The 15,763-nt window shown below is 34.9% G+C and carries 13 protein-coding genes; 7 read left to right on the top strand and 6 right to left on the bottom strand.

The features are described from left to right. Positions 1 to 67 precede the first annotated feature (67 nt). Positions 68 to 1,387, bottom strand: coding sequence for an ammonium transporter (locus tag OLM53_RS02655; protein WP_264521513.1), 1,320 nt, complete (start codon positions 1,385 to 1,387; stop codon positions 68 to 70). Between the two features lie 331 nt (positions 1,388 to 1,718). Between OLM53_RS02655 and OLM53_RS02650 the strand changes: the two genes are divergently transcribed. Beyond that, positions 1,719 to 2,447, top strand: coding sequence for a hypothetical protein (locus tag OLM53_RS02650; protein ID WP_264521512.1), 729 nt, complete (start codon positions 1,719 to 1,721; stop codon positions 2,445 to 2,447). A 25-nt stretch (positions 2,448 to 2,472) separates the two neighbouring features. Here the strand turns inward: OLM53_RS02650 and OLM53_RS02645 are convergent, their stop codons facing one another. Together OLM53_RS02645 and guaB are read right to left on the bottom strand one after the other, a co-directional pair. Then, positions 2,473 to 2,874: a hypothetical protein gene (locus OLM53_RS02645; RefSeq protein ID WP_264521511.1), complete on the bottom strand. Its 402-nt coding sequence runs from the start codon at positions 2,872 to 2,874 to the stop codon at positions 2,473 to 2,475. A gap of 5 nt (positions 2,875 to 2,879) precedes the next feature. Continuing rightward, a complete protein-coding gene (guaB, locus tag OLM53_RS02640; protein ID WP_264521510.1) occupies positions 2,880 to 4,352 on the bottom strand; it encodes an IMP dehydrogenase in 1,473 nt (490 codons plus the stop codon). 113 nt (positions 4,353 to 4,465) lie between these two features. Between guaB and OLM53_RS02635 the strand changes: the two genes are divergently transcribed. Beyond that, positions 4,466 to 6,964 (top strand): cation-translocating P-type ATPase, encoded by a 2,499-nt coding sequence (locus OLM53_RS02635; RefSeq protein ID WP_264521509.1) that lies wholly within the window; start codon positions 4,466 to 4,468, stop codon positions 6,962 to 6,964. On the opposite strand, the gene OLM53_RS02630 is transcribed toward OLM53_RS02635, so the two are convergent. After that, a complete protein-coding gene (locus OLM53_RS02630; protein ID WP_264521508.1) occupies positions 6,961 to 7,824 on the bottom strand; it encodes a hydroxymethylglutaryl-CoA lyase in 864 nt (287 codons plus the stop codon). The two genes, OLM53_RS02635 and OLM53_RS02630, sit on opposite strands and share 4 nt — an antisense overlap. A gap of 65 nt (positions 7,825 to 7,889) precedes the next feature. Here OLM53_RS02630 and OLM53_RS02625 point away from each other — a divergent pair, with 65 nt between their 5' ends. Continuing rightward, positions 7,890 to 9,107 (top strand): hypothetical protein, encoded by a 1,218-nt coding sequence (locus tag OLM53_RS02625; RefSeq protein WP_264521507.1) that lies wholly within the window; start codon positions 7,890 to 7,892, stop codon positions 9,105 to 9,107. A gap of 1 nt (position 9,108) precedes the next feature. Here the strand turns inward: OLM53_RS02625 and OLM53_RS02620 are convergent, their stop codons facing one another. Next, a complete protein-coding gene (locus OLM53_RS02620; RefSeq protein ID WP_264521506.1) occupies positions 9,109 to 10,122 on the bottom strand; it encodes a quinone-dependent dihydroorotate dehydrogenase in 1,014 nt (337 codons plus the stop codon). 98 nt (positions 10,123 to 10,220) lie between these two features. Between OLM53_RS02620 and nadC the strand changes: the two genes are divergently transcribed. The 4 genes from nadC to priA are packed head-to-tail and all read left to right on the top strand — an operon-like array spanning position 10,221 to position 14,910. Next, positions 10,221 to 11,078 (top strand): carboxylating nicotinate-nucleotide diphosphorylase, encoded by an 858-nt coding sequence (gene nadC, locus OLM53_RS02615; RefSeq protein WP_264521505.1) that lies wholly within the window; start codon positions 10,221 to 10,223, stop codon positions 11,076 to 11,078. Continuing rightward, positions 11,079 to 12,023, top strand: coding sequence for a YihY/virulence factor BrkB family protein (locus OLM53_RS02610; protein ID WP_264521504.1), 945 nt, complete (start codon positions 11,079 to 11,081; stop codon positions 12,021 to 12,023). It abuts the gene before it with no gap. Then, entirely contained in the window at positions 12,020 to 12,448 is a 429-nt protein-coding gene (locus tag OLM53_RS02605) for a DUF2147 domain-containing protein (RefSeq protein WP_264521503.1), read from the top strand. Before OLM53_RS02610 ends, OLM53_RS02605 begins: the two co-directional genes overlap by 4 nt. An 11-nt stretch (positions 12,449 to 12,459) precedes the next feature. Continuing rightward, a complete protein-coding gene (gene priA, locus OLM53_RS02600) occupies positions 12,460 to 14,910 on the top strand; it encodes a primosomal protein N' (protein ID WP_264521502.1) in 2,451 nt (816 codons plus the stop codon). Between the two features lie 6 nt (positions 14,911 to 14,916). Here priA and OLM53_RS02595 read toward each other — a convergent pair whose 3' ends face one another. Next, positions 14,917 to 15,612 carry a LytR/AlgR family response regulator transcription factor gene (locus OLM53_RS02595; protein ID WP_264521501.1) on the bottom strand — a complete coding sequence of 232 codons (696 nt, stop codon included), beginning with the start codon at positions 15,610 to 15,612 and terminating at the stop codon, positions 14,917 to 14,919. Positions 15,613 to 15,763 lie beyond the last annotated feature (151 nt).

The following is a 15,763-nucleotide window of genomic DNA, read 5'->3' as shown; positions in this document are numbered from 1 at the left end:
TGGTACTAAGGAAGAGGATATGAGAAAAGAAAAATAACTTATGGTCTTATCCCTTTTTACTTATCCCTTACAAATACTCCCCATGTTGTGTAATATCCAATCCTAATTCCTCTTTATCCTCACTAACTCGGAGTGGAGTAATTTTATTGACAATATAAAAAAGAGGATACGAAGCCGTAAAAGCAAAGATAGAAACACAAACCAAAGCAATTAATTGATTGGTAAACAGCTTGGTTTCTCCAAATAATAACCCTTGGTCTACTACAGCTGGATTGATGGCTTTTGAGGCAAAGACACCTGTTAAAACCATTCCGGTCATCCCGCCAACTCCGTGACAGGCAAATACATCAAGGGCATCATCAATTTTTCCTTTTGGAAATTTACTAACGGCAAAATTACTAACGATACTAGCTATGATTCCAATAGTGATAGCATGAGGAATGCTCACATAGCCTGCAGCTGGAGTTATAGCAACCAAACCTACCACCGCACCGATACAAGCGCCCATAGCTGAAAGTTTATGCCCTAATATTTTATCAAAGAAGACCCAAGCCATAGCAGCGGCAGCGGCTGCAACTGTTGTCGTAGCTAAGGCTTGAACAGCAAGACTATTAGCCCCCATAGCAGAACCTGCGTTAAATCCGAACCAACCAAACCATAATAATCCAGTTCCTAATAAGACATAGGTAATTCGAGCCGGATTGGTTTTTTGGACTTTTCTTTTTCCTAAAAACATGGCTCCAGCCAATGCAGCCCAGCCTGCACTCATGTGTACTACTGTGCCTCCAGCAAAATCTAAAACACCCATCTTAAAGAACACCCCATCCGGATGCCAAGTACAATGAGCCAATGGAGCATAAACAAACAAAATAAACAATACCATAAAAAGGAGGTAAGCCCAAAATCGTATTCTTTCGGCAAAGGCTCCAGTGATTAGAGCTGGGGTAATAATAGCAAACTTTGCCTGAAATAGAGCAAAAAGTAGTAATGGTATAGTAGGCGCTAACGACCATGTGGTAGAAGTACCTACATTATTAAAAAACAAATTGGGTATTGGGTTTCCAATAAAACCCCCAATAGAAGGACCAAAGCATAAACCATAAGCTATGACTATCCACAATATACTAACAATGACCATAGCCATAAAACTTTGCAACATGGTGCTAATTACGTTTTTCTTGCCTACCATTCCCCCATAAAAGAATCCTAAACCTGGCGTCATTAGTAGTACTAAAGCCGTAGCTACAATCATCCAAGCCATATCACCAGTGTCAAATTTTACCACTGAAGTAGGGGTTGAGTTGTTTGTGAAGATAAGATTGGAAAAGAAAGTTAAAATCAAAATCGTGGTGAGTATCACGCTTAAAACAATTTTTCTTGTAGACATAACTAAGGGGTTAAATTTTCGTAAAAATATTAAATATTTATATATACCCTATAAAAAATAACATCAGGTAACTACTTTTATTGAATTTTAAATAGTAGCCCTATTTTATTTAGGGGTAGCAAGTATTTTTAAAAAATATTGCTGATTTGCTAAAAATTGCAACAGTACTTGTCCAATTAAGAGTGGCATATTTATTGTGGTTTGTTCAGTATAAGTCTAATACAACTCTAATACAAGTCTAATACAACTCTAATGAAAAGGCTAAAATCATTAGACTCGTTAGGTACTAATCATATACTTGTTATAGAGTTAACTAAAACAAAATACGATCATGGCAAGAGTAGGCAACAAAAATCAGTTGAGAGGGGCTATAGGCCCAGTTATTTTTCAAGAGCGTTATGGCAAATCATTTACCCGTATCAAACCAGATAAGATACGACAAACGAATGCCACTAAAGTCAGTAGTAGTGAGTTTCAATATTGCAGTACTTGGAGTAAATGGATTCGCATCGGACTAAAACCATTATGGTTAGGAAATACCGATCCTTTGGTTAGTCAAAAATTATCTGGAGCACTCTATGCAGCATTACAAAAGAACACTGCACTTCCTAAGGGACAACGCAATTGGAGTAATACCGATATGAGTAGCCTTAAAGGTTTTGAAGTGAATTCCCAATCGCCTTTTGAGAGTTATTGTAAAGCAGACATTGGTGTGGAGTTAACTGTTTCTCGTACTCTAAAAATTACGTTGCCCGAGATGATTACAGCACAGACTATTCGGTATACAGAAGACTGTACCGATGCCGAAGTAATCTGTAGCATAACGGCGAATAACTTAGCTGCGGGAGAATTAATAAGTACTGTAGCAGAGCATTTTACAATTCCTAAATCAAGCACTACTTTAGATTCTTCTCTCTTTGAAAGCCAACCCTTGCCAACGGATTGTATGATTATTGTAGCGGCACAATTAGTGTTTTTTAAATGCAATAGGATTAACGGACGTTATGCTTTGAATAGTAAAAAAATAAACCCCAGCGTCATACTTTGGGCTAGGGTTTGATAGAATGGTTATTGGTATTTGGTATTTATTCAATAAGAATTTCAATATCATTACTATTTTTCTGCTTTCGGTCTCTTCCTGTTATAGCATAGAGAACAGTATGGGTTATTGAAAATGGAAATGGGAATACTTCAAGCATTGAATCTTTAACAATTATATCATTATAATTGTGAGCCGATATTTTAAACTTACCATAGTCGTTAATTTGGAAAGTATAGAACTTTATGGCTTTTCTACCCGATTTAAAATCTCTTATTTTTAAGTATTTCTCCGTTAATTCGATTTCGGTATTGGTTTCCATATTGACGACCTGAATATAAAAATCAGGATTTGTTTTAATGTAATGTCCGCCCAGAATATAAATGGCATATTCTCCGTAATAGAATTCCGTTTCGACGGTATCCGTAATGTTAAACTTTACTTTCATTCAAATTATCTAGAATAATTCGGTGCCTCTTTAGTAATCGTCACATTATGTGGATGACTTTCGCCTATACCGCTGGTAGTAATTCTAACAAAACGACCCGTTTCTTGCAAAGTGGGAATGTCCTTGGCACCACAGTATCCCATTCCGGCACGAAGTCCACCAACGAATTGTTGCATGCTTTCGTTTAATTCGCCTTTATAAGGTACTCTTCCAACAATGCCTTCTGGAACTAATTTTTTAATATCGTCTTCCACGTCTTGGAAATAACGGTCTTTAGAACCATCTTCCATGGCTTCAATAGAACCCATTCCTCTATAGGATTTGAATTTTCTTCCTTCAAAGATGATGGTTTCTCCCGGAGATTCTTTGGTGCCAGCTAATAAAGAACCTAGCATTACCGAATCAGCACCAGCAGCAATAGCTTTCGGAATATCGCCTGTGTAACGTATACCACCATCGGCAATAACAGGAACACCAGTGCCTCTTAAAGCAGCAGCGACTTCTAAAACGGCAGAGAATTGAGGAAATCCAACGCCAGCTACTACTCGAGTAGTACAAATCGAACCTGGACCAATACCTACTTTAACCGCATCGGCACCATTCTCCACTAAATACAAAGCGGCTTCTGGAGTAGCAATGTTACCAACAACCACATCCAAATGAGGAAACTTGGCTTTCACTTCTTTTAAAACACTTACGACACCTTGTGTGTGACCGTGGGCCGTATCGATGATTACGGCATCTACTCCAGCATTAACTAAAGCAGTAGCTCTTTCTAAAGCATCGGCCGTAACTCCTAAAGCAGCGGCAACTCTTAGACGTCCAAATCGATCTTTATTGGCAATAGGTTTTTGAGCCAGTTTCGTAATATCTCTAAACGTAATTAAGCCGATAAGTTTGAAATCATCATTAACTACGGGAAGTTTTTCAATTTTATTTTTTTGGAGTATGACTTCGGCTTCTTGCAAAGTAGTTCCTTCTGCAGCGGTCACTAGATTTTCAGAAGTCATGACTTCCAATATCGAACGTGAATTTATTTTTTCAAAACGTAAATCACGGTTAGTGGCTATTCCTTTTAATATTCCGTTTTCATCTACTACAGGTATGCCACCAATACCATATTCTTTCATGGCTTGTTTGGCATCACCAACTGTAGCGGTTAGGGGTAAAGTGACTGGATCGATAATCATTCCGGCTTCAGCTCGTTTTACTTTTCTGACTTTGGCCGCCTGTTGCTCAATGGTCATGTTTTTGTGTAATACTCCGATGCCGCCTTCTTGTGCCATAGCAATCGCCATAGAGCTTTCGGTTACCGTATCCATTGCAGCAGAAACGATAGGAACATTTAAAGTAATGTTTCTCGAAAACTTCGATTGGATACTGACTTCGCGTGGTAAAACTTCGGAATAATTGGGGATGAGCAGTACATCGTCGTAGGTTAATCCTTCTCCAACGATTTTAGTAGTGTGTGCTTTCATTGCAATTTGTAGTTGTAGTTAAATTGCGAGCAAATATAATAATCTTTACCCAAATAAAGCCGTTAAATTCATCTTAAATAACTAACTTAGTAAACAATACTTAATTCTTCGTCATGGCAGAAAATCAAAAAATTAGCAATGGACTTTCAGCCAATGAAGTTATTGTTTCGAGGAAGAAGAACGGTATCAATTCTATTGAACACCAACAAAAAAACCATTTTCTGATATCAGTACTCGAAATGATAAAAGAGCCCATGTTTCTGCTCTTAGTGTCGGCTGCTAGTATCTATTATATTACTGGAGATTATGGCGATGGTGTTTTTATGACGCTAGCTATTTTGTTGGTGGCTACTATTTCCTTGTTTCAAGAAGCCAGAAGCAGAAACGCCATCGATGCTTTAAAAAAGTTATCTCAACCTAAAAGTAAAGTCATTAGGGATAGTAAACTAATTGAAATTCCAAGTGAAGAAATTGTGTTAGGAGATGTGATTCAAGTGGAAGAAGGCACTTTTATTCCGGCTGATGCTATTATTTTACAATCGAATGATTTCTCCGTTAATGAAGCTATTTTGACAGGCGAGTCTTTATCGGTTTTCAAAAGTGAATCGGCTGAAGTGAAGCAAGTATTTCAAGGCACTATCGTTGCCACGGGTTTAGCGATATGCGAAGTAACGGCCATCGGCAATCAAACCAGTTTAGGAAAAATAGGCAAAAGTCTAGAAGCCATTGAAGAAGAGAAAACGCCATTACAAATTCAGATTACCCATTTTGTGAAGAAGATGTCTGTCGTTGGACTGATCATTTTTGCCATTGTTTGGGGACTGAATTACTTTCACTCCAAAGCCGTTTTAGATAGTTTGCTAAAGGCCTTAACTATAGCCATGAGTGTTATTCCGGAAGAAATCCCGGTAGCTTTTACCACTTTTATGGCATTGGGAGCTTGGCGTTTGATGAAAATGGGAATCATTACTAAACAAACCAAAACGGTTGAAACCTTAGGAAGCGCTACAGTAATTTGTACGGATAAAACGGGCACCATTACGGAGAACAAAATGAGTTTGGCACAATTGTATTTATTCAAATCGAATACCATTGTAAACACCGACATAAAACTAAATCCGGAAGCCGAAGAAGTTTTGAGTTATGCCATGTGGTCTAGCGAACCCATTCCGTTTGAAGCTATGGAACTTGCGGTTCATGAAGCTTACGCCCAATTAGAATCGGTTGATGAAAGACCTCATTTTAAATTAATTCACGAATACCCCTTAGGAGGAAAACCTCCCATGATGACTCATGTTTTTGAAGATGCTAACGGTAAAAGAATTATTGCTGCTAAAGGAGCTCCGGAAGCATTACTAGAAGTCAGCAACTTATCGGATAAAGAAAAAAATCAAATTGCAACCGCTATAACAACTATAACTAATCAAGGATATCGGGTTTTAGGAGTAGGAGTAGCGGATTTTTCAGGAAATGATTTTCCTAAGACACAGCAGGAATTTAAGTTTACTTTTAAAGGATTAGTTGCTTTTTATGACCCGCCAAAAGCGAATATTCAACAAGTATTTGAAACCTTTTATAAAGCAGGAATACAAGTTAAGATTGTTACAGGGGATAATGCAGCTACCACATCCACAATTGCTAGACAAGTAGGTTTTAAAGGAGCTGACAAAGTTTTAAATGGTGATGAATTAATGGCAATGGATGAAGCCACTTTAAAAGTAAAAGTGATGGAAACAGCCATTTTTACACGTATGTTTCCTGAAGCCAAGCTTAAAATTATACAAGCACTAAAAGACAACCATCAAATTGTAGCTATGACTGGTGATGGTGTTAATGATGGACCTGCTTTAAAATCGGCACACATAGGCATTGCCATGGGTAAAAAAGGAACTGAAATTGCAAAGCAAGCGGCTAATCTAATATTGATTGATGATGATTTTAGCAAAATGATTGATGCTATTGCTATGGGAAGAAAGATTTACCTAAATCTTAAAAAAGCCATTCAGTATATTATTTCGATTCATATTCCTATTATTCTGATTGTGTTTATTCCATTGGCTTTGGGATGGATATATTCTACTATCTTTACCCCAGTTCATATCATTTTTTTAGAAATCATTATGGGGCCAACTTGTTCCATAATTTATGAAAATGAACCTATGGAACGGAATTTAATGTTGCAAAAACCTAGACCGTTGACCACTACTTTTTTTAATTTAAAGGAAATAACGATTAGTATTATTCAAGGGCTAGTAATTACTTTAGGATTGCTTTTTGTGTATCAATATTGTGTTGATGCTGGTTTTTCTGAAAAGTATACACGAACCACTATTTTCTTGACTTTGATAACCTCTAACATCTTTCTGACTTTAGAAAACCGCTCTATTTATTATTCCATTTTCACCACCATTCGTTACAAAAACAATTTGGTTTTGATGATTATAGGCATCACTATTGCCGTAACCTCATTGTTGTTGTATGTCCCTGTTTTTTCAAGATTCTTCTTGTTTGAAAAAGTGGATAGTGCGCAAATAGGATTTAGTGTTTTGGTGGCTTTTGTCTCAGTAATGTGGATAGAAATTTATAAGCTTTTCAAAAGGAAAAAGCATTAGTGAAATTCGCCAAATAGTTTAGACGCTTCATTATAAGAGCTTTCAAAACTCATTGGACTAGTATTGGTGACAGCTTTTTGTTGGGTAAAATAGGAGAGGAGTTTCTCTGTGGGCATATTCCCTGTTAAGTCATCTTTAGCCATTGGGCAACCGCCAAAACCTTGTATTGCGCCATCAAAACGGACACAACCGGCTTGGTAAGCAGCATTTACTTTCTCATGCCATTTGTCTGGAGTGGTATGTAAATGAGCCCCAAATTCGATACTAGGGTATTTCGGAATTAAATTGGAAAACAAATAAGTGATGACCTCTGGAGTAGAGCTTCCAACAGTGTCGGAAAGCGATAAGATTTTAACCCCCATATTGGCTAACTTTTCAGTCCATTCGCCTACAATTTCCACATTCCAAGGATCACCATAAGGATTCCCGAATCCCATAGAAAGGTAGGCTACTACTTCTTTATTTGAAGCATCGGCAATGTTTAATATTTCTTGAAGGGTTACTAAACTTTCCGCAATGGTTTTATGGGTATTCCGCATTTGAAAGTTTTCGGATATGGAAAAGGGAAAACCTAGATACTGAATTTCTTTATGAGTAGCCGCCATTTGAGCTCCCTGAGTATTGGCAATAATGGCTAAGAGTTTGCTTTGGGTTTGGGATAAATCTAATTGTGCTAAAACTTCTGCAGTGTCTTGCATTTGAGGTATCGCTTTAGGGGATACAAAACTTCCAAAATCAATGGTATCAAAACCTACACGGAGTAGTGACTGAATGTAATCTACTTTCTTCTGAGTAGGGATGAAAGTTTTAATGCCTTGCATGGCATCACGTGGACATTCTATAATTTTAACTGTACTCATTTGCTCTTCAAAGATAGAAAACAATTATTTAAAGAAATTACATATATTTGAAAAAAATCAAACCTATGAAATTTAAATTTATACTCCTTCTGTTAGTTTTTCCTTGCGTTTTATTTTCACAAATAAATTTTGAAAAAGGGTATATAATTGGTAAAAATAATAATAAAACAGAATGTCTGATAAAAAATAAAGATTGGTTAGAAAACCCAACAGAGTTTGAATATAAATTAGATCAAAATTCGGATATTATTATAGGGGATTTGAATACCATTAAAGAGTTTGCTATCGAAAATGAAGTAAAATTTATAAATACTGAGGTTAAGATTGATAAATTCAATAATGAACCAAAAAATGTGGAGTTCAATAAACGTAATCCTGAATATACAAATGCAAATGTATTTTTAAGAGTTTTAATAGATGATAAGTATAAACTTTATGAATACAGAGTATACAATCATATTAGTTTTTTTATTCAAGATGCGGGACAATATCAGCAGCTTATCTACAAAAAATACATCGATGATGACTTACAAGTGGTAAGTAATAATTTGTACAAACAACAATTAGCCACTTATCTTTCACAAGAGAATTTGGATTTGACTGTTTTTGAGCGACTGAATTATAGCCGATTTGATTTTGAGAAGCTATTTAAAAAAGTTGGATCAAAGAATGTCGTTACTGAAGAAATCAAAAAGGTAAAGTATAAAAATGCTTTCCGTATTTATCTGCAACCTGGATTTAGTATGGTTTCCCCTTCGATTACTGCCCGTGATAATTATGGAAGTTATAGTTTTAAGTCAGGTTCAAAGCTAATTTTCAGACCTGCAGTGGATTTAGAATATAATCTGCCCTTTAATAAAAACAAATGGAGCATTTTCATGAATCTTAGTGCCATTAATTATAGTTTCAACGGAACTGGAAAATATTTGACAGGTATCTATAGTAGTGATATCGCAACGGATATGAGTTACAAATCAATGGATTTAGGTTTGGGAGTTAAGCACTATCTTTTTTTAAACAGCAAATCTTCCATTTTTATTGACGGCGCCTATAATATTAGCATGTCAACTAATGGAAAAGTGACGTATAGTAGTAATTTTCAAAGTTTAGAGGCAACGAATGAAAATTACTTTTCATTTGGACTAGGATACAATTACAATAATTTAATTGGTTTAGAAGCTAAGTATACCAGCAAAAAACCGTTTACTTCATCTTATTATATGGATGCCGATGTGAGCCTAATTTCCTTTATCCTAAGTTATAATATATTGCACAAAAAGTAATTTATTTCAAAAGTGCTTTATTGATTTCGGTAACTAATGCTGGGCCTTCATAAATAAATCCGGTATACAATTGGATTAAGCTAGCTCCAGCTTCTAGTTTTTCTAAAGCATCTTCAGGAGAATGGATTCCGCCTACACCAATAATTGGAAAGGCATTATTGCTTTTTTTCGAAAGAAAACGAATCACTTCAGTTGAACGTTTAGTCAAGGGTTTTCCAGATAATCCGCCTATCTCCGTTTTATTTTCTGAATGTAGCCCTTCTCTTGAGATTGTGGTGTTAGTGGCAATCACACCGGCAATTTTGGTTTCGTTTACAATTTCAATGATATCCAATAATTGTTCGTCGGTTAAATCGGGTGCTATTTTTAATAGGATAGGTTTTTGTTTTGGTTTTCCTAAATTTTTATTCTGAAGGGTTTGCAATAAATTAGTCAACGGCTCTTTGTCTTGTAAGGCTCTAAGATTTGGAGTATTTGGGGAACTAACATTGACTACAAAATAATCGATATAATCAAATAATGCTTCAAAACATAGTAAGTAATCAGAAGTAGCTTCTTCGTTGGGAGTGACTTTGTTTTTACCGATGTTACCGCCGATTAAAACGCCGTTATTCTTTTTTAATCTCAAAACTGCAGCTGCAACTCCGCCATTATTAAATCCCATTCGGTTAATAATAGCACTATCTTTTTTTAATCGGAATAAGCGTTTTTTTGGATTTCCGTCTTGAGGTTTTGGCGTTAAGGTTCCTATTTCAATAAATCCGAAACCAAAGTTCGATAGCTCTTTATAGCACTTAGCATCTTTATCAAATCCGGCTGCTAATCCCACTGGGTTTTTAAATTTTAGACCAAAGACTTCACGTTCTAGTCGAGTATCTTTTACTTCGTATATCGATTTTAAAAGATTTGAAACAAACGGAATTTTGGATATAAATCGGATAAAACTAAAGGAGAAATAATGTACTTCTTCGGGATCAAACCAAAATAAAATGGGGCGAATTAGTAATTTGTACATGAGTTGTGTTGTTGTGTTACAAAAATAGAAATTCAAATTCATTTTTCATTTTTAAATCAATAAATTAAATACTATTTTAGCCAAACAATAGTTATTACATGATTTCAGAAGAACAGTTTCAAAAAGAACTTACTATCATTATTCAAAACGGAATCCGAGAGGATATTGGTCCAGGGGATTACAGTTCCTTGGCTTGTATTCCTGATGCTGCTCAAGGGAAAGCCAAACTTTTAGTAAAAGATACGGGTATTATTGCTGGAGTGTCATTCGCTAAAATGATATTCGAAAACGTAGACCCTACTTTAGAAATAGAAACCTTCATCAATGATGGAGCAGCGGTTAAGCATGGCGATATTGTTTTTCATGTTTCTGGAAGTTCGCAATCCATTTTGAAAGCGGAACGATTAGTATTGAATTCGATGCAAAGAATGTCGGCTATAGCTACCAAGACAAATCAGTATGTCAAATTATTAGAAGGTACCCAAACTAAGATTTTAGACACCCGAAAAACGACACCTGGATTTCGAGCTTGTGAAAAATGGGCGGTTACCATTGGAGGCGGAGAAAACCATCGTTTTGCCTTGTATGATATGATTATGTTGAAAGACAATCACAATGATTTTGCAGGAGGAATAACGAAAGCTATTAACAAAACCAAGGCCTTCTTGAAGCACAATAATTTAGACTTAAAGATTATTGTTGAAGCTCGAAACCTAGACGAAATAAAAGAAATTTTAGAAAACGAAGGTATTTACCGAATCCTAATTGACAATTTTAATTTTGAAGATACTCGCAAAGCTGTTGCAATGATTGGCGATAAGTGTTTAACTGAAAGTTCCGGAAATATTAATGAGAAAACCATTCGAGAGTATGCTGAATGTGGTGTCAATTATATTTCCTCAGGTGCATTAACGCATTCTGTTTATAATATGGATTTAAGTTTAAAAGCATTTTAAATGGCACAAACATCAGAAAATACATTTTCAAAACTTCCTGTAATCAAGCAGATAGTTTATTTATTGAACAAAATAAAATTACCATGGCTTCATGGAATGTCTTTATATGAATTACTCGACTTATATTTTGCAGGTATTGTTGAGGGAGATATTTCTTATCGGGCTACAGCGATTGCTTTTAGCTTTTTTATGGCCTTGTTTCCGTTTGCGCTTTTTATACTGAATCTTATCCCATACATACCCATTCAAGGTTTTCAAGAAGATTTTTTAGGATTCGTTCAGCAAAGCGTTCCACCAACGACTTATGATGCTATTTATAAAATCATTAACGATATTTTGCATAATAGTCATAGTGGATTGTTGTCTACAGGGTTTGTCATGGCTATTTTTTTAATGACCAATGGAGTCAATGCCATTCTAGGTGGTTTTGAAAGTTCGCATCATATTCATGTTTCCTTAAAGCGTAAGTTTTTCAAACAATATGTTGTGGCACTAGCTTTATCAATTGTGCTGTCATTTTTACTTTTAATTACTGTGGCAGCGATTGTAATCTTTGAGGTTTTTATTCAAAAAACAAAAATTCAGGATGTCTTATCGGATAAAATTCATCTGATTGAAATGGGAAGATATGGTTTCGTTATTTTAATGATATTGATGGCTACTTCTTTATTATTTCGCTTTGGTATTAAAGGGGACAGAAAGAGATCATTCATCTCTATTGGCTCTGTTGTCACTACGATTTTGATCATTATTTCGTCTTACTTTTTTGGAATTTGGGTAGTGAAATTTTCAAAATATAATGAGCTTTATGGTTCAATAGGTACTTTGTTAATTGTAATGTTTTATATTTGGATTAATTCAATGGTTTTGCTTTTAGGCTTTGATTTGAATGCTTCCATTAATCATATTAAACGTGAGAAACAAAAAGAATTAGATACACTATGAATATAAAGGTAAAAGCATTACTCGTTTTTTTGTTCTTTTTCCAAATCAGTTTTTCACAAACGGTTTTAGGAAAATGGAAGACTATTGATGATGAAACTGGAAAAGAGAAAGGCATTGTTGAGATTTTTGAGCATAAAGGCAAAGTGTATGGCAGAATAATTGAAATTTTTGAAGCCGATAAAAAGCATCTTAAATGCGAAAAGTGTGAAGGCGACGAGAAGAGTAAACCTATTTTAGGAATGGTTATCATTAAAGGATTAAAATTTAATGATGGAGTGTATGAGGGTGGAAAGATTCTCGATCCAAAAAATGGGAAAAGTTATCATTGTAAAATAACCTTAGAAGGGAAAGATAAATTAATTGTCAGAGGCTATATTGGTATTCCTCTTTTTGGAAGATCACAAACTTGGATTAGACTAACATAATAGTACTAAAAATGAATTATTTCATTGAAGTTATCATTCCACTTTCATTACCTAAAACCTTTACATACAAGATTTCAGAAGCTGAATATACTTTTATTAAAAAAGGAATGCGAATTGCAGTTCCATTTGGAAAAAGTAAAATCTATACAGCACTTGTAGTCGACTTACATCAGACTCCGCCAACCCTTTACGAAGCCAAAGAAATTCATCAAATTCTGGATGATAAGCCTATTGTAAATGAATTCCAAATCCATCATTGGTTTTGGATTGCGACTTATTATATGTGCACTATTGGTGATGTCTATCGTGGTGCTTTGCCATCGGCTTTATTGTTAGAAAGCGAAACTATTATTTCTCAACTAACGGAAACCTTTGTTGATGAAACAGCATTGTCAGACGATGAGTTTTTGATTTATGAAGCATTGCAACATCAGAGCTCTTTGAAAGTGCAAAACATTGTTGATATTCTCAATAAGAAGACGGTGTTGCCAGTTATTCAAAAGCTGATAGCTAAAAATATTGTTACACTTGAGCAAGAAATTCACGAAGAATACAAACCTAAACTCATAAAATATATTCGATTACACGAAAATTATTTAGCTGAAGAAAATTTGATAGCACTTTTGGATGGTTTAAAATCGGAGAAGAGAAAAAATGTTGTACTTCAGTATTTTCAATTACAAGCTCGGGAACGAAAACCCATTGCTCTAAAACAACTAATAGAAACTGCTCAAACCTCTGCTTCAATAATTAAGGCATTGGTTGATAAATTAATCTTTGAGGAATATTACATTCAAGAAGACCGAGTAAATTTTGATGCCAATAAAATAGATTCTGAATTTACTTTAAGTGATGCACAACAAAAGGCGCATGATGAAATTGTGGATTTATTTGTTTCGAAAGAAGTTTGTTTGCTGCATGGTGTAACCTCTAGTGGCAAGACCGAAATCTATACTAAACTCATTGAAAAGTATCTTGCCGACGGTAAGCAAGTCCTATATTTATTGCCAGAAATTGCTTTAACAACACAATTAGTTTCTCGTTTGACAAAACACTTTGGAAATAAAGTGGCCGTTTTTCATTCCAAATACAGTAATAATGAAAGGGTAGAAGTTTGGAATAATGTTAATCAAAATTCAGAAAGTGCTCAAATCGTAATTGGAGCGAGGTCGGCTTTATTTTTACCTTTTTCCAATCTTGGTTTGATTATAGTAGATGAAGAACATGAACAAACCTTCAAACAACAAGACCCTGCGCCACGTTACCATGCTCGTGATGCTGCGATTGTTTTAGCCAATACCCATCAAGCTAAAGTTTTATTGGGCTCGGCTACTCCAAGTATTGAGACTTATTATAATGCTACTTCTGGGAAATTTGGTCTAGTAACATTGAAAGAACGTTTTGGCAATGTTCAAATGCCAGAAATTGAATTGGTTGATTTGAAAGACAGTTATTTCAGAAAGAAGATGAATGGGCATTTCAGTTTAACTCTGATTGATAATATAACTGAAGCTTTTGCCAATGGAGAACAAGTAATCTTGTTTCAAAATCGGAGAGGATTTTCCCCAGTCTTAGAATGTATGAGTTGTGGTCACGTTCCTCAATGTCCTCAATGCGATGTGAGTTTGACTTATCATAAATATAAAAATCAATTGCGCTGTCATTATTGTGGTTACAATATGTCAAAGCCAACGAATTGTCATGTTTGCTCGAGTGTTGATTTGGAGACGAAAGGATTTGGTACTGAACAAATCGAAATAGAGTTGGCCGAATTATTCCCAACCAAGAATATAAAGCGAATGGATCAAGATACAACTCGCGGTAAATACAGTTTCGAAAAAATTATTGATGGATTTAAGAATAGAGAAATTGATGTTTTGGTGGGAACCCAGATGCTGGCCAAAGGATTAGATTTTGATAATGTGAGTTTGGTGGGGATTATGAATGCAGACAATATGTTATATCATCCTGATTTTCGAGCTTTCGAAAGAAGTTTTCAAATGATGACTCAAGTTTCAGGTCGTTCAGGTAGAGCAGAGAAACGAGGGAAAGTGATTATTCAGACCTATAATCCGTTGCACAATGTTATTCAACAAGTGACTAATAATGATTATGAAGGGATGTATAAGGAACAATTGTATGAGCGAAAGATTTATTATTATCCTCCTTTCTATCGTTTGATAAAAGTGACCTTAAAGCATCGTGATTTTGAAAAATTAAAAGAAGGTTCGATGTGGCTCTATCAAGTAGTACAGCAAAATCTAAGTATACCAGTTCTAGGTCCAGAAGAGCCAGCTATTGGAAGAATCCGAAATGAATACATTCGGACCATAATGATTAAGATTCCAGGAGAAACGGGATTGCAAAGCACAAAAAAAACTATTCAGAAAGTTCTGAATAGTTTTGATTTGGTTTCACAATACAGGACTATAAAAGTGACTGTAAATGTTGATTTTTATTGAGTAAATTTAGGCAATAGCTAAAGCTTTAATTAAATCTTCTTTTTTGTTTCGGCTTAGCGGAATTTTAGTAACTCCTATTTCAGCGAATTTACTATTGAAACGTTCTACTTTATCTATATTAATAATATAGGACTTGTGAACTCTGATAAACTTCTCTTTGGATAAATCCTGTTCAAATGATTTCATCGTAGAAAGAACAAGATTGCTATCTTCTTCAGTAACAACTTTTACATAATCTCCGTAAGCTTCAATCCACTTAATTTTATTGGTATAAATTTTAAGTTTTTTAAGATTACTTTTAATAAAGATATGTTCTCCTTCTTCTTCTTGATTTTCTTTTTTAAGCAAATGGAAATCCATTGCTCTTCTCACGGAAGCATTAAAACGATCAAGAGCTATCGGTTTTTGTAGGTAATCCGTAGCGTCATAATCGAATGCTTTCATAGCATACTCTGCTTTTGACGTGATAAAAATAATTTGAGGTTTAACTTTTAATCCGTCAAGAAAATCAAAACCACTAATGACTGGCATTTCAATATCAAGGAAAATTAAGTCAACGGTATGAACCGACATGCAATTTTTTGCTTCAATTGCATTAGAAAAATCACCAACTAAGTGTAGGTTTGGGTGATTATTTACTAACTTTGCAATGATCATCCTCTGAATGGAACTATCATCAACAACAACACAATTTAGTTTCATAATTTTTAGAATTATAGATTTGGTTTGGTAAAAATAGATACTTTTTTTTAATCTACCAAGCATTTTGTCGATTATTTTTGCTTTTAAACGATATTTTTTACTTTTGAACGATTTAAGGCAACTTGTGATTGTTAATTAAAATAACTTTTAT

Source organism: Flavobacterium sp. N1994, assembly GCF_025947145.1.
Taxonomy (GTDB): Bacteria; Bacteroidota; Bacteroidia; order Flavobacteriales; family Flavobacteriaceae; genus Flavobacterium.
This window is presented reverse-complemented; position numbering and strand designations above follow the sequence as displayed.

Excerpts from the sequence above, each read along its gene's own strand:
- nadC (WP_264521505.1), top strand. The coding sequence starts at position 10,221 with ATGATTTCAGAAGAACAGTTTCAAAAAGAACTTACTATCATTATTCAA.
- OLM53_RS02635 (WP_264521509.1), top strand. The coding sequence starts at position 4,466 with ATGGCAGAAAATCAAAAAATTAGCAATGGACTTTCAGCCAATGAAGTT.
- OLM53_RS02650 (WP_264521512.1), top strand. The coding sequence starts at position 1,719 with ATGGCAAGAGTAGGCAACAAAAATCAGTTGAGAGGGGCTATAGGCCCA.
- OLM53_RS02655 (WP_264521513.1), bottom strand. The coding sequence starts at position 1,387 with ATGTCTACAAGAAAAATTGTTTTAAGCGTGATACTCACCACGATTTTG.
- OLM53_RS02610 (WP_264521504.1), top strand. The coding sequence starts at position 11,079 with ATGGCACAAACATCAGAAAATACATTTTCAAAACTTCCTGTAATCAAG.
- OLM53_RS02625 (WP_264521507.1), top strand. The coding sequence starts at position 7,890 with ATGAAATTTAAATTTATACTCCTTCTGTTAGTTTTTCCTTGCGTTTTA.
- priA (WP_264521502.1), top strand. The coding sequence starts at position 12,460 with ATGAATTATTTCATTGAAGTTATCATTCCACTTTCATTACCTAAAACC.
- OLM53_RS02645 (WP_264521511.1), bottom strand. The coding sequence starts at position 2,874 with ATGAAAGTAAAGTTTAACATTACGGATACCGTCGAAACGGAATTCTAT.
- OLM53_RS02595 (WP_264521501.1), bottom strand. The coding sequence starts at position 15,612 with ATGAAACTAAATTGTGTTGTTGTTGATGATAGTTCCATTCAGAGGATG.
- OLM53_RS02620 (WP_264521506.1), bottom strand. The coding sequence starts at position 10,122 with ATGTACAAATTACTAATTCGCCCCATTTTATTTTGGTTTGATCCCGAA.
- guaB (WP_264521510.1), bottom strand. The coding sequence starts at position 4,352 with ATGAAAGCACACACTACTAAAATCGTTGGAGAAGGATTAACCTACGAC.
- OLM53_RS02605 (WP_264521503.1), top strand. The coding sequence starts at position 12,020 with ATGAATATAAAGGTAAAAGCATTACTCGTTTTTTTGTTCTTTTTCCAA.
- OLM53_RS02630 (WP_264521508.1), bottom strand. The coding sequence starts at position 7,824 with ATGAGTACAGTTAAAATTATAGAATGTCCACGTGATGCCATGCAAGGC.